Raw genomic sequence first — 15,136 nt, forward strand, 5'->3', positions numbered from 1 at the left:
AGCGCGCAAATATATGGGTTATTCTTCACCAAGCCAAACAAAACAGTGCGAAATCTTCATTTCTGCTATTTAGAAATAAAGATTTCGCACTTTTTGTAAAATAGAGTTAGCGACTTTGTGCTATCTCCCCACTGCCGTAGCAACGATGATGCTGGGCATCATAGAGGCAAGCAAACTGACCTGGGGCGATGCCCTGAACATCTTCGGCGGAGATGATTTTATAGCGCCCGTGACTGACGAGAAGACGGCCGGGGGTGAATTCGGGAGTATGGCGCACCTTGAAAGTTATGTCGTATTCGCCGTCCTCCGCAAAGGGGTTGAGCGTAAGGAAATTGGGCTGACTCACGAAGAACTCGCGCCCGTAGGCGGCTTGCGTCTGGAAACCGTGAGATACATAGATGATGTTGCGGCGAATGTCTTTGCCAACGACGTACCACGGGCCGCCGCCGAAGCCGAGGCCTTTGCGCTGGCCGATGGTAAAGAACCAATAGCCGGAGTGCTTACCGATGATGTTGCCGGTTTCCTTTTCCACCACGAGGCCTTCTTTCTCGCCGAGATATTTCCGTGCGAGTTCGGAGAAGCGTATTTTTCCCAAGAAGCAGATGCCCTGGCTGTCGTGGCGATGTGCCGGCGCGAGGTGTTCGCGTTCGGCAATGTCGCGCACTTCCTCCTTGAGGAGATGGCCGATGGGGAACATGATTTTGCGCAGTCCGAGGTTGTCGAGCTGTGCGAGGAAGTCGGTCTGATCTTTCACAGGGTCGGGATTGGTAGTGAGCCACACGTTGCCGTCGGCGTCTCGTTCCGTTTGGGCGTAATGCCCCGTAGCCACGCGGTCGTACTCATGTCCCACGCGCTGTTCGAAGACCCCGAATTTGATGTATTTATTGCACATCACATCGGAGTTGGGCGTTAGTCCCGCCTTTAGGCGATCCACGATGTAGCCCACGACATATTCCCAGTATTCCTTTTGCAAGTCGATAAGGTCGAGGCGACACCCATATTTTCGCGCCACGGTCGACGCTATTTCCCAGTCTTCCTCAGCAGAGCAATCCCACTCTCCTTCAGGGCCTGAGCCAATTTTGATATAGAAAAGGTCGGGCGTGATGCCTTGTTCTTTCATCAGATGAACGGCCACAGCACTGTCCACTCCGCCACTTATCAGTCCGGCATATCTCATAATCCGTTGTTTTAGGCTGCAAAGATAATAAAAAGACGGGAGAGAGGGATAAAGCCCCCTCCACCTCCCCCATGAGGGGGAGTGCTCTGCTGCCACTGGTTTGGGGCTCGGACTGGTCCGACTTCTCCGACTGGTCCGACCCGTCTGACTGGTCCGACACCCAATCCCCCAAGAGTATCTCCGACCGATCCGACCAGTCCGAGCCTTCCTACTTGTCCGACCTCCAATACAATAAGGCTGTCAGCTGACACAATAAGGATGCTGGCTGACACAATAAAGCTGTCAGCTGACAGCCTTATTGTATTTTTCTTTTTGTATCTTTGCAACGTGAAATATTGGCACTTTATGCGCCAGAAGCATTTGTTTTAGGATGAAAGTCATTGATCTGATTCGACAGAACTCAAATACGGCCTTTTCCTTCGAGGTCTTGCCACCCAAGAAAGGTAGAGGCATCGATGGACTGCAACGCACTATCGAACGCCTACGCGAGTTTGACCCGAAATATATCAATATCACGACGCACCATTCGGAGTATGTCTATTCCGAACAACCCGACGGCTCGTTCCGCCGCTCTACCCTGCGTCGCCGCCCAGGCACGGTGGCGGTGGCCGCTGCTATACAACACGAATATGGCATTACGGCTGTGCCACACATTCTCTGTCAGGGCTTCACACAGGAGGAGACGGAGTATGTGCTCATCGACCTCCAGTTTCTGGGCATCGAGAACCTCCTGCTGCTGCGCGGCGACAAGCCTCGCGACGAAAAGATGTTTGTGCCCACGCGGGGCGGCTATGCACACACCACCGAACTGCAAGAACAGGTCAATGCTTTCAATCGAGGAACATTTCTCGATGGGTCGCCCATTGAAGCTGATGTTAATTTCAGCTATGGCGTGGCCTGCTATCCGGAGAAACATGAAGAAGCGCCCAATCTGGAGACCGATTTCGCCTACTTCCGCAAGAAGGTGGAACTCGGAGCAGACTACGGCGTGACGCAGCTCTTCTACGACAATGCGGCTTACCTTCGCTTCTGTCAGCGCGTGAAGGAGGCGGGAATGGATGTGCCGGTGATTCCAGGTATCAAACCGCTCACCCGCCTTTCGCAACTGACTGCTGTGCCAAAGACTTTCCACTGCGACTTCCCTGAACCGCTGGCGCGCGAGGCTCTCAAATGCCGCACCGACGAGGAGGCCAAAGCTCTCGGCATAGAATGGGCCGTGAGCCAATGTAAAGAACTCATCGCTGCCGGCGTACCGAGCATCCATTTCTACACAATGAGTGCCGTGGACAGTGTGGCTCAAATTGCAAAACAAATCTATTAAGCTATCAAGAAAATGAACATGGACGAGGTCATAGGTCAGGAGGGTGTGAAACGCCTCTTACTCCGCCAGTTGGAGGAAGGGCGCGTACCCCACGCACAACTCTTCTGCGGTCCTGCGGGAAGCGGAAAACTTCCTATGGCATTGGCTTTTGCCACGGCGCTGCTCTGCCAACAACGCCAAGGACTCACGCCGTGCGGACATTGTAACGACTGCGCCATGACGGCCCACTTCGCGCACCCCGATCTCCATTTCATCTTCCCCATTTTCAAAAAGAACTCCTCCACCAAAGCCGTCAGCGACACCTTTATCTCTGAATGGCGCACACTGCTCTCCGAAACGCCCTGGATCAGTCGCAACACCTGGAACGACCGCCTCGGCATCGAAAATCAGCAACCTGAAATCTACGAAAGTCAAAGCACAGAAATCATTCAGAAACTCAGTCTTGTGGCACAAAAAGCCGGCGGCTACAAAGTCGTCATCGTATGGCAAGCCGACAAGATGAACCTCTCCTGCTCCAACAAACTCCTCAAAACGCTCGAAGAACCTATCGGGCGCACGGCCTTCATCCTCGTGAGCGACCAGCCCGAGAAGCTCCTGCCCACCATCCTTAGTAGGGTGCAGCGCATCGACTTCCCCGCGCTCCGCCAAGAGGACATAGAGCAGGCTCTCTGCCGCCAGCGTGGCCTTCAGGAGGCCGACGCGCGCACCATTGCCCGCAGCGCGAACGGCAACTACACTCTGGCGCTTCAGCAGCTCGGAGTGAACGCCGATGCGGCCACGTATTTTGATATGTTTGTGCTCCTCATGCGCCGCTGCTATATGCGCGACATCAAAGAGCTTTCGCGCTGGAGCGAAACGGTGAGTACCTGGGGACGAGAGCGTCAGAAGCATTTCCTCGACTACTGCCAGCGACTCATCCGCGAAAACTTCATCTACAACTTCCGGCAGGCGGAACTCAACTACGAAACGCAAAAGGAGGCCGACTTCAGTCGCAACTTCGCGCGTTTCATCAATGAGCGCAACGTCATCGGTATCATGGACGAATTTTCTCTGGCACAACGCGACATCGAGTCCAACGTTAATCCGCGCATGGTCTTCTTCGATTTTTGCTTAAAGCTAATCGTATTACTCGTTAAGTGAATGTGCTAATGTGAGAATGTGCTAATGTGCTAATGTGACGCGAGCAAGCTCGCTAATGTGCTAATTGAGAATGTGCTAATGTGAGAATGTGCTAATGCAAGAAAGCAGGGGATTAAAGACTACAATAATACAAGTAAACAACAATATAACGCTAAAACACACCTTATCTATTTATGGAGAATACTGGAAACCGCATTGTGGACATAAGCTTTGAGTTCGCGCTGAACGTCATTAAGTTCACAGAAATGTTAGAGGACCAACGCATCTATCGCTTGGCCGACCAATTGTGGAGATCGGGAACATCTATCGGTGCAAATATCGAAGAAGCACAATGTGCTGAGACGCGGCTCGACTTCATCCACAAACTCAAAATTGCCGCTAAGGAATGCGAGGAGACAAGCTACTGGCTGAAAATTTGCCGCCGACACGAACGCTACCCCTTCGATGAATCCCTTTGGCAACAAAACGAAGAAATCAAACGAATACTGAGCGCTATCATCGGCACCAGTCGTAGACATCTTAATAATAGGAATAGAAAACAATAAAAATAGTGCACACAGCTATCTGACGTTTCAGCTCTAAAATAAGTGCATAAAGCAACAGCAACCGCGCCCACGCATTGGCACATTAGCGAGCTTGCGCGCGTCACATTAGCACATTAGCACATTGACAAAGATGCAACACGAATTTGAAACAGCTGAATGCTTGAGAGGCTTCTGCGCCAAAGGGTGCGGACGGCAGGACAAGCAGCTCAATACATACGACTATCTGGCCGACGTGCCAGGCAATGCTGAACTCTCCGATATGGTGGAGGTTCAATTCAAAAACACACGCAAGGGATACTTCCGCAACGACAATCACCTCGATTTGGCGAAGGGCGACATCGTGGCCGTAGAATCTGCGCCGGGTCACGATATCGGCGTGGTCACACTAACGGGACAGCTCGTGCTCTTGCAGATGAAGAAAGCCAACCTCAAGCCAGATGCCGAAATCAAGCGCGTGTATCGCAAAGCGCGCGAGATGGACATCGATAAATGGAACGAATCCAAGGCCTTGGAGGAGAACACCATGATTCGCTCCCGACAAATCGCGAAGGAATTAGGCCTGGACATGAAAATTGGCGATGTGGAATATCAGGGCGATGGGAATAAAGCCATCTTCTATTATATCGCTGACCAGCGCGTGGACTTCCGCAAGCTCATCAGGGTCTTGGCCGATGAGTTTCATGTGCGCATCGAGATGAAACAAATAGGTGCGCGCCAAGAGGCGGGACGCATCGGCGGCATCGGCCCGTGTGGCCGCGAACTCTGCTGCGCCACGTGGATGAAAAACTTCAACAGCGTGAGCACCACTGCGGTGCGCGTGCAGGACATCTCCCCAAATCCGCAGAAATTGGCGGGACAGTGCGCCAAACTGAAATGCTGCCTCAACTACGAGGTGGACACTTATATAGAGGCGAGTCAGCAACTGCCCGATCGCCGCATAGAACTGGAGACGGCCGATGCTACTTTCTATTTCTTCAAAGCCGACATCCTGGCGGGCCTCGTCACTTATTCGTCTGACAAACGCTTGGCGGCCAACCTCACGGTGATATCTGCCGAACGCGCCAAAGAGGTGATGGAAATGAACAAGCGGGGCGAGAAACCGCTACAACTCTCCGAGGAAACGGACAACGAACCGAAACGCTCCGTGGATCTCTTGGAGCAGGAAAGTCTGACCCGCTTCGACCGTAGTCGCAACAAACGCCGCGGCGGCCGCAATAAGTCCACGGGCGAACGCCCCAACAACGGCGGCGAAGCGCGCCCAGCCGACAACCGCCCCGATAATGCCCCTAACAAGCGGGCGGCAGAGGGCGGCAACCGCCCGGCAGACAATGCCAACCGCCCAGCGGAGGCGGCTCAAGCCGACCGCCGTGGCGAGCAACGCCGCAACAACCGACCGCGCCCCGACCGCCGCAACAACCGGCCGCGCGGACCACAGAACCGAAACAACCAAGCTGCCGACAACAATGCTCCGCAAGCCTAAGATGCACACTGCTGGCCTCGTGCCGCTCTTTGTCCTGCTGTTCCTCATCGTTGTGGGCTGCGGGCAGCGCCGCGTGGAAACATACTGCTTCCGCGCCACGCCTGTGGACGGATGGGAAACAACGGATTCGCTCGTCTTTCCCATCGACACGGTCCAGCAAGCGGGCCGCTACCGCCTCAGCATCGGCGTGCGCACATCGGCCGCCAATCCCTACCCCTTCCAGACTCTGGCTTTGAGCATCACCACCCGACTGCAAGGGAAAAAGGCTCAGCGCGACACGGCCCTTTGCAGCCTCACCGATAAGGACGGCGACGTCAACGGACAGGGAGTGAGCCTCTATCAATATGTCTTTCCTGTCGACGAACTTCACCTCGAAAAAGGGCAAACGGGTACTATCACCGTGCAGCATCTCATGCGCCGCAACCTCCTGCCGGGAGTGGCCAACGTGGGAATACGCCTCGATCGCATCCCCTGACCCATGCCGACACCAACAGAACATTGCGCTGAAAAAACACCTATATAAATCCGCGCGACGTCCCCAAACACAACAAAGAATCATTCCTCATTCAAACAACAATGACAACCGCTGACTATCTGATTATTTTCAGTAAAATCCTGGGAGCACTGGCGCTGCTCATCTATGGTATGAAAGTAATGAGCGAGGCCCTTCAGAAAATGGCCGGCTCACAACTCCGACACATCCTCGGAGCCATGACAACAAACCGCCTGACGGGTATGCTCACAGGTACGTTTATCACCTGCGCCGTGCAGTCCTCCTCGGCCACCACGGTGATGACTGTGTCCTTCGTCAATGCCGGACTTCTCACGCTGGCACAGGCCATCTCCGTTATCATGGGTGCTAACATCGGCACAACGCTCACGGCGTGGATCATGTCCCTGGGCTACAACGTGGACCTCACCATGGCCGTGTTCCCGGCTTTCTTCGTGGGCATCATCCTCATCTATTCCAAGCGATTCCGCTACATTGGCGACTTCCTCTTCGGCATCGCTTTTCTCTTCTTCGCCCTTGTCTTGCTGAGCGCTGCTGGCACCGACCTCGACCTTCAGCACAACCCCGACGCCATCAACTTCTTCAGTTCCTTCGACACCAATAGTCGCTGGACCATCATCCTCTTCCTCTTCATCGGCACGATCATCACCTGCCTCGTGCAAAGCTCTGCCGCCGTCATGGCCATCACCATCCTGCTCTGCTCCACAGGCGTCCTGCCCATCTATCTGGGTATAGCCCTCGTCATGGGTGAGAACATCGGTACGACGGCCACAGCCAATCTCGCCGCACTGGGAGCTAACACGCAGGCGCGCCGTGCTGCCCTTGCCCATCTCTTTTTCAACGTCATCGGCGTCACATGGGTCATGTGTCTGTTCTATCCTTTCGTGGACATGGTTTGTTCCGTTGTGGGCTACAACCCCGCCGACACCACCATCAGTGTGGCACAGCGCGCTGCCATCCTCCCCATCGTGCTGGCGGCTTTCCACACAGCTTTCAACGTGACCAACACGGCCCTGCTCATCGGTTTCATACCGCAACTCGAACGCCTCGTGTGCTTCGTTCTCCCCACCAAGGAAGACAGCGATGAGGAGGACTTCCGCCTGCGCTTCATTCAGGCTGGCATCATGAAAACGCCCGAGTTGAGCGTGTTTGAGGCACAGAAGGAAATCTCCAGCTTCGGCGAGCGCATACAGCGCATGTTTGGCATGGTGCAGGACTTGCTTCATGAGCAGAACCCCGAAAAGTCCGCCAAACTCGTGGAGCGCATCAAGAAATACGAGGTTATCAGCGACAGCATGGAAATTGAGATTGCCAAATACCTCGACCATGTGGGCAACGCCCATCTCAGTGACGACACGAAGATGAAAATCCGCAACATGTTGCGCGAAATCAGTGAGATAGAAAGCATCGGCGACAGCTGCTACAACCTGGCACGCACCATCTCCCATGGCCGCGAAAACAACGAGCGCCTCACGCCCGAACTGCGCCAGAATGTGGAGCAAATGTTCAAGCTCACCGACGAGGCTTTAACGCAAATGAACTACACCTTCCAGCACAACCGCGAGAAGGTGGACGTAAACAAATCTTTCGAGATTGAGAACAACATCAACGACCTGCGCGAGCGTCTCCGCGACCAGAACATCGACGATGTCAATGATCATAAATATTCCTACGACCTCGGAACGGCCTACCTCGACATCATCCAAGAGTGCGAAAAGCTCGGCGACTATGTCATCAACGTGGTGCAGGCCCGCATGAATTTGAGAAGGCAATAAAAGGAGAGGAGACCCACTCCAGCAAAGCTCAGACTGGTCCTGATTCTTCGGACTGCTCCGACTAGTCCGACTGGTCCGACCAGTCCGATTTCTCCAAAGAAAGGCCCTCCGACCAGTCAGACAAATCCGACCAGTCAGAGCCCACCAAAACTACAATAAGGCTATCAGCTGAGGCCATAAGGCTATCAGTTCACAGAATAAGGCTGTCAATCGACAGCCTTATTCTGTTTTTGCGCAGAAGCTCTTTCTGCTCTCCCATAAAGGAATAGGCAGAGAGAGGATTTGAGAGATCAGAAATGGCCTCATTCCAAAAAAGTGACACAAATGACATTTTTTTGGAATGAATCTTTGGCCGTTAGAGATTTATACCGTAAGTTTGGATTCCAAAAAAGTGTCACTAATGACATTTTTTGGGAATGACATGATTATTCAAAGAAACAAATACTTAAATGGACTGATAGGTTGGAAACATACTGACCTGATTAAGATTATCACAGGTATCAGACGCTGTGGTAAGTCTTTCCTATTGTTTACGCTCTTTCATCAACATCTTTTGGAAACTGGTACTGATGAAGACCATATTATTGAAATAGCATTGGACGATATCAGCAATGAAGAATTGCGTAGTCCCTTCAAGATGTTAGCATACGTAAAGGAGCGTATCAAGGACAAGGAACAATACTACCTAATCATAGACGAAGTTCAATTGCTTGACCGCTTTGTGGAGGTTCTCAATAGTTTTATGCACATACCAAACGTGGACGTATATGTCACGGGTAGTAATTCGCGCTTTCTCTCCAAGGATGTGGCAACTGAGTTCCGAGGCAGAGGCGTAGAAATCCATATCTACCCTTTATCCTTTGCAGAACTTTATGAAGCAGAGGGCGGCGACAAGCAGACTTTGTGGAAGCGTTACTACACTTATGGAGGTCTTCCCTATCTTGCTGCACTGAATGACGATGCCAAGAGAGGTGAATATCTTTCCTTGTTGAACCAAACGCTGTATTTGAAGGATATTGTTGAGCGAAACCACATTTCCAACATCGATGAATTTTCGGAGTTGATGAAAGTAATGGCCTCTGGGATAGGATCACCTTGTAATCCGAATAAGATAGCGAATACGTTCAACACGGTAAAGAAATCGACTCTTGACAACAAGACCATAGCCAATTACCTTTTATATATGGAAGACGCCTTTATCATAGAGAAATCCACTCGATATGATATCAAAGGACGTAAGTATATCGGAACACTATCAAAATACTACTTCCAGGACATCGGCTTACGAAACGCCCTGCTCAATTTCCGCCAAGTGGAAGAAACTCACATTATGGAGAATATCATCTATAACGAGTTGCGAAGCCGTGGCTATAATGTCGATGTTGGCATGGTTGAGGTGCGTAGCGCAACAGAACGTAAGCAGCTGGAAGTTGACTTTGTGGCCAACAAAGGAGATAAGCGCTATTACATACAATCAGCTTTTGCGTTACCTAATGAAGAGAAGCGTGAGCAAGAGTTAGCTTCACTTAAACGCATCAATGATTCTTTCAAAAAAATTATCATCATGCGTGAAGACATCGCGCCATATCACGATGATAATGGGGTTCTCATTATGGGACTAATGGACTTCCTATTAGGAACAGATATTGATGAGACTTAGTAAGATTCTAAAAACAACAAAAGGAATCAAAAAAATCTCCGAATAGTCGGACGAGCCGGACTAATCGGAGATGTAAGCAAGTGGTAGCCGAGCACTCCCCCTCATGGGGGAGGTGGAGGGGGCTTTGAGCGGGCGGTAGCCTTCTCTGCCAGAACAGGAGTAGCCTTCCTTTTCCCCTCTCTTTATTTTTTATCCACCAAATATTCTGCAATCTGGACAGCGTTGAGGGCTGCGCCTTTGCGGATTTGGTCGCCAGTGAGCCAAAGCGTCAGGCCGTTTTCGTTGGCCAAATCTTTGCGCACACGGCCCACGTAGATGTCGTCCTTACCGGCACTATCGAGCGGCATGGGATAGACGTAGTTCTGCGGGTCGTCGACGAGCGTCACACCGGGAGCAGCGGCGAGCACCTTGCGGGCTTCCTCCACTGTGATGGGGCGTTCCGTTTCGAGCCATACGCTTTCGCTGTGGCTGCGGAGCGAACTGATACGGACACACGTGGCGCTGGTTTGCACATCGCTGTGCAGGATTTTGCGCGTCTCGTTGTACATTTTCATTTCCTCCTTCGTGTAGTCGGTTTCTGTGAACACATCGATTTGCGGAATCACGTTGTAAGCCAGCTGATGGGGAAACTTCTTGATGGTCTCCACCTTGCCCGTCTCCAAGAGCTCTTTGTACTGCTGCTGGAGTTCGGCCATCGCGGCTGCACCAGCTCCGCTCGCGCTCTGGTAGGAGGCGATGTGGATGCGGCGGATGTGGCTGAGTTGTTCGAGGGGTTTGAGCACCACTACCATCATGATGGTGGTGCAGTTGGGGTTGGCAATGATGCCTCGGGGGCGGTTGAGCGCATCTTCAGCGTTGCATTCTGGCACTACGAGAGGCACGTCCTCGTCCATGCGGAAGGCACTGGAATTGTCGATCATGATCGCACCATATTTCGTGATGGTGTCGGCAAACTCCTTCGATGTGCCTGCTCCGGCACTGGTGAAGGCGAAGTCCACGCCCTTGAAGTCGTCGTTATGCTGCAAGAGTTTCACCTCGTATTCCTTACCGCGGAATTGATATTTCGTTCCCGCACTGCGCGTGCTGCCGAAGAGCAACAGGTCGTCAATGGGGAAATTACGTTCGGCCAAGATGCGGAGAAACTCCTGACCCACGGCGCCGCTGGCACCAACGATGGCTACTTTCATACGTTCAGTCTTTGATTTTTAAGGGTTGAAATAACTAAAACGATCATTTGCGGGGGATGATGCCGACAAGATGTCGTCTGTGGGCGCAAAAATAGAGATTTCGAGAGGAAAAGCAGGGAGTGTTGGAAGAAAATTAGGTATCTTTGTGCACTTTAACACCAGAAACGCCTAACAATGAGCATCTCCGTGAGCCAATATTTCCCGATTACCGACCCGACGTGGATATTTTTCATTGTCTTGAGCATCATCCTGCTCGCACCGATGGTGCTGGAACGCTTGCGCGTGCCGTCGATTGTGGGCATGATTCTGGCAGGCATCGCCATTGGTCCTCACGGTGGCGAAGTGCTCAACCGCGACGCATCGTTTGAGCTCTTCGGCAAGGTGGGGCTTTATTATATCATGTTCCTTGCCTCTTTGGAGATGAACCTCCAAGATGTGGAGAAAATCCGCTGGAAGGCCCTCGTCTTCGGCCTGCTGACATTTGCCATCCCGATAGTGGTGGGCACGGCGGCCAACCTCTGGATACTGGGCACAGCGGCAGCCACGGCGGTTTTGATGGGTGCGATGTACGCTTCCCATACGCTCTTGCCCTACCCCATTGTGTTGCGCTACGGCGTGGCGCAGCGACTGAGCGTTAACCTAGCGGTGGGGAGCACTATCGTGGCCGACACACTCACGCTCCTTGTGCTGGCCGTGGTGGGCGGTATCTTCAAGGAGCACACCACAGGGATGTACTGGGTGTGGCTGGTGGTGAAAATCATTCTCATTGGTGCGTTTATCATCTATGCCTTTCCGCGCGTGAGTCGGTGGTTCTTCCGCCGGGTCAATGATGGCGTGGTGCAATACATCTTCGTTCTGGGCATGGTCTTCTTAGGCGCGGGACTGATGGAGATTGTGGGCATGGAAGGCATCTTAGGAGCTTTCCTCGTGGGCTTCGTACTCAACAAACAAATCCCGGCCACCAGTCCGCTGATGAACCATATCGAGTTTATCGGCAACGCATTGTTTATCCCCTATTTCTTGATTGGCGTGGGCATGCTCATTGATGTGAGCGCGCTCATGGACCTCCGCGCCGTGGAGGTGGCAGTGGTGATGATTGTGGTGAGTATCGGCACAAAATGGGCAGCGGCTTTCGCAGCGCAACGCCTTTACGGACTCTCCAAACTCGACCGCCGACTGATGTTCGGCCTCACTACGGCGCGCGCAGCGGCCACACTGGCCATCGTCTTGGTGGGCTATCGCATCATGATGCCCAATGGGGAGCGACTCCTCGGTGAGGAGGTGCTCAACGGCACGATGATTCTGATTTTGGTGACGTGTATTTGTAGCTCGTTCACAACGGAGAGTGCCAGCCGATTGCTGGCGGCCTCTTCGCCAACAGTTGGGCAGAAAACCCACACGGAAGACCGCCTGGTCATCGCTCTCTCCAATCCTGACACGGTGGATCCGCTGGTGAATCTCGCCTTGATGCTGCGCCGTCCGAAATCGGCTCTGCCTCTCTCGGCCGTCAACATTGTGTTGGAGGGCAACGAGGAGCGACAACGGCAGGGGCGCAAGGACCTGGAGCGCGCGGCGCATATCGCGGCGGCGGCCAACGTGAGGATGCTGACCCACAGCCGTTGGTCGGTGAATGTGGTGTCGGGATTGACCCACGCCATGAAGGAACTGGACGCCAGCGACCTTATCATCGGCCTCCATCAGCGGGCGCGCATCTTCGAGACCTTCTTCGGACAGCTCTCCACCGACCTCGTCAGCTCCGTGGACCGCCAGATCATCGTTTATCGCTCTTTCATGCCCATCAACACGGTGAGGCGCATCCACCTCGTGGTGCCGAAAAAGGCGGAATACGAGCCTTACTTCGGGCTATGGGCCGAACGCATTGCACGCCTCTCGGCACAACTCAGTTGCACGGTGGAGGTTTACAGTGGAGAGATCACGCTCAACGCCGTGGAGGAGTATTGGAAAAAGAATCGCCTCAACGTGGCGGCGCAATATCATGTGTACCATTCCTGGAAGGACTATCTGCCATTGGCGCACAACGTGAAGACGGACCACTTGGTGTGCTTCGTCTTAGCGCGACAGGGCAACATCTCGCGCCACAATTATATGGAGCAACTGGCCACGCAGCTGGAGCGTTATTTCTCCTCGCGCAACCTCATGCTCATCTATCCTGCTCGCTATCGCGGCACTTATGGCAACACCAATGTGCTGGTAGCAAAATAAGAGGTTCTCGGACCAGTCAGACCAGTCCGACCAGTCAGACAAGTCCTACCCGTCCGACTCTCTCTCTTACTAAAACAAAATCTAAATATGAAACGTGCTTTTCGTCTTTTTCTTTATCTCCTGAGCGTTCATGTGGCGGCTCTGGTGCTGCTCAGCGCGCTGCGCTTAGTGCTATATATTGTGATGAGTGAGCAGGTAGGCCCTGAGGCTGCATCGGTTTGGCCAGCGTTCCTGCGCGGCGTTTGGTTCGACAATGTGGTGGCTTGCTATGTCATGCTGCCGGCACTCGTTGTGGCCTTGGTGGCTACGGCGGTGGGCTATTTCCGTCGGCCGCTGCTGCGGGGCTTGAACGTGTGGTTCGGCGTGGCTTATAGCCTTGTGCTGATGTGCTCTGCGGCCAATATCCCCTACTTCGCCTATTTCTCCCGAACGCTCAATTCGAGCATCTGGGAATGGAAAAGCTATGTGGGACAAACGGCCGGAATGGTGCTTGGCGAGGCGTCGTGGCGCAAATATATCCTGCTCTACATCGTCCTTGTGGCGCTCTTCTCCCTCCTGCTGTGGTGGCTGGGAAGGCGCACGGCGCGGCAACTTGAACGCGTGCCGGTGCGGGGCAGATGGAAAGGCGTGGCACTGCTCTTGCCGCTCATCGGACTGTGCGTTTTTGGCATCCGTGGCCGCATGGGCTACAACCCCATCAAGGTGTCGGCGGCCTACTATTGCGACAACGCCATTCTCAACCAGTTGGGCATCAACCCAGCGTTCTGCCTACTGCGCTCTACGCTCGACGATGCGCGGCCGGAGAATCAACGCCTCCACCTCATGGACGACAACGAGGCGGTGCGCAATGTGCAGGCTTACCTCGGACGAGAGGGAATAGCGGGAGTGTCTCCGATAGCACGCCGCATCGTGCCGGAGGGAGAACCCACGCGGAAGAACGTGGTGGTGGTGCTGATGGAGTCGATGAGCGCGAAACTCATGGGGCGTTTTGGCAATCCCGACCATCTGACGCCGCACCTCGATTCGCTCTATCAGCATTCGCTCAGTTTTGCCAATTTCTACTCGGCAGGAAATCATACGAACAACGGAATTTTCTCCACGCTCTACGGCTTTCCGAGCATCTTGAAACGTAACGCCATGAAAGGCACGGTGGTGCCGCGCTACGAGGGACTGCCCACCGTTCTGCGCGATAAGGGCTACAGCACACTGTTCTTTATGACCCACGAGGCGCAGTACGACAACATGAACGCGTTCCTACGCACCAATGGTTTTGAAGAGATCTACTCGCAGGAGAACTACCCGCGCGAAAAAATTGTGAACCACTTCGGCGTGGCGGACGACTATCTCTTCTCCTACGCCTTGCCCATCCTGCGCCGCAAAGCCGAGAGCGGACGGCCTTTCTTTGCCACGCTGCTCACCATCTCCAACCATCCGCCCTACGTCATTCAGCCCTATTTCCACCCGCGCCACAAAGACCCGCAGCGCGCCATTGTGGAGTACGCCGATTGGGCGGTGGGCGAATTTATGAAAGCTGCCGCGCGCGAACCGTGGTTCAAGAACACCATCTTCGTATTCTTGGGCGACCACGGCAAAAAACTCGGCGCCGACGGCTATGAGGTGGAGGAGAGTTTCAACCACATCCCGCTCATCATCTACAACAGCGGCCTACCTGCGGAGGAGCGCCTGGATTTTGCAGGCCAGATCGATGTTGGTCCAACCCTCCTGGGTATGCTCCGCCTGCCCTACGTGCAGCGCAACTTTGGTATCGACCTCCTGCGGGAGCGTCGGGAGATGATGTTCTACTGCGCCGACGAGGTGATGTGCGCCCGCGATGCCAACCATCTCTATATCTACAATCCCTCTGCCTCTCGCGATTTCTGCTACGACACTTCGCGCCCCGGTTTCCACCCCGTCCCGATGTCCGCCCCCTACAGACGCCTAAAAAAATACCTCTTCTCCAATTTGCAAGCAAGCGAGAAGTTGAGGTAGAGGGGGAGGAAGGCTTTAAGAAGGCTTTCCATGCCTCACAAATACCCTTATTGCCTCGGCTGACGCAATAAGGAAGCCAGCTGACAGCCTTATTGCGCTGGCCGACACAATACGGAAATCTGCATCCG

12 protein-coding genes are annotated in these 15,136 nt (G+C 53.6%); 9 read left to right on the top strand and 3 right to left on the bottom strand.

Features of this window, described 5'->3' with window-relative positions; genetic code table 11:
* Nucleotides 1–106 precede the first annotated feature (106 nt).
* On the bottom strand, nt 107–1,177 hold the full coding sequence (gene mnmA / locus ACO4R2_RS01980; protein ID WP_484768973.1) for a tRNA 2-thiouridine(34) synthase MnmA: 1,071 nt from the start codon (nt 1,175–1,177) through the stop codon (nt 107–109).
* Nucleotides 1,178–1,547: 370 nt separating this feature from the next.
* Here mnmA and metF point away from each other — a divergent pair, with 370 nt between their 5' ends.
* From metF to ACO4R2_RS02015, 7 genes are all read left to right on the top strand, one after another.
* Complete coding sequence (gene metF / locus ACO4R2_RS01985) at nt 1,548–2,498, top strand: methylenetetrahydrofolate reductase [NAD(P)H] (RefSeq protein ID WP_315091579.1); 951 nt, start codon at nt 1,548–1,550, stop codon at nt 2,496–2,498.
* A 12-nt stretch (nt 2,499–2,510) separates the two neighbouring features.
* Nucleotides 2,511–3,638, top strand: coding sequence for a DNA polymerase III subunit delta' (holB, locus tag ACO4R2_RS01990; RefSeq protein WP_347718790.1), 1,128 nt, complete (start codon nt 2,511–2,513; stop codon nt 3,636–3,638).
* A gap of 173 nt (nt 3,639–3,811) precedes the next feature.
* Entirely contained in the window at nt 3,812–4,183 is a 372-nt protein-coding gene (locus tag ACO4R2_RS01995) for a four helix bundle protein (RefSeq protein ID WP_484768974.1), read from the top strand.
* A 130-nt stretch (nt 4,184–4,313) separates the two neighbouring features.
* Complete coding sequence (locus ACO4R2_RS02000; protein ID WP_484768975.1) at nt 4,314–5,663, top strand: PSP1 domain-containing protein; 1,350 nt, start codon at nt 4,314–4,316, stop codon at nt 5,661–5,663.
* A complete protein-coding gene (locus ACO4R2_RS02005) occupies nt 5,647–6,138 on the top strand; it encodes a gliding motility lipoprotein GldH (RefSeq protein ID WP_484768976.1) in 492 nt (163 codons plus the stop codon). Before ACO4R2_RS02000 ends, ACO4R2_RS02005 begins: the two co-directional genes overlap by 17 nt.
* 101 nt (nt 6,139–6,239) lie before the next feature.
* Nucleotides 6,240–7,949, top strand: a complete 1,710-nt coding sequence (locus ACO4R2_RS02010; RefSeq protein WP_484768977.1) for a Na/Pi cotransporter family protein — start codon at nt 6,240–6,242, stop codon at nt 7,947–7,949.
* 421 nt (nt 7,950–8,370) lie between these two features.
* Nucleotides 8,371–9,609, top strand: coding sequence for an ATP-binding protein (locus ACO4R2_RS02015; protein ID WP_484769015.1), 1,239 nt, complete (start codon nt 8,371–8,373; stop codon nt 9,607–9,609).
* Between the two features lie 182 nt (nt 9,610–9,791).
* On the opposite strand, the gene ACO4R2_RS02020 is transcribed toward ACO4R2_RS02015, so the two are convergent.
* Together ACO4R2_RS02020 and ACO4R2_RS02025 are read right to left on the bottom strand one after the other, a co-directional pair.
* Entirely contained in the window at nt 9,792–10,796 is a 1,005-nt protein-coding gene (locus tag ACO4R2_RS02020; protein WP_484768978.1) for an aspartate-semialdehyde dehydrogenase, read from the bottom strand.
* A 152-nt stretch (nt 10,797–10,948) separates the two neighbouring features.
* Entirely contained in the window at nt 10,949–11,098 is a 150-nt protein-coding gene (locus ACO4R2_RS02025; protein ID WP_484768979.1) for a hypothetical protein, read from the bottom strand.
* Between ACO4R2_RS02025 and ACO4R2_RS02030 the strand changes: the two genes are divergently transcribed.
* Together ACO4R2_RS02030 and ACO4R2_RS02035 are read left to right on the top strand one after the other, a co-directional pair.
* Nucleotides 11,097–13,019 (top strand): cation:proton antiporter, encoded by a 1,923-nt coding sequence (locus tag ACO4R2_RS02030; protein ID WP_484768980.1) that lies wholly within the window; start codon nt 11,097–11,099, stop codon nt 13,017–13,019. The genes ACO4R2_RS02025 and ACO4R2_RS02030 overlap by 2 nt on opposite strands.
* Before the next feature lie 87 nt (nt 13,020–13,106).
* The gene (locus ACO4R2_RS02035; protein WP_484768981.1) at nt 13,107–15,008 is read left to right on the top strand and encodes an LTA synthase family protein; all 1,902 of its coding nucleotides are present in this window, start codon (nt 13,107–13,109) and stop codon (nt 15,006–15,008) included.
* Nucleotides 15,009–15,136: the final 128 nt, after the last annotated feature.

The organism is Alloprevotella sp. (assembly GCF_057240785.1).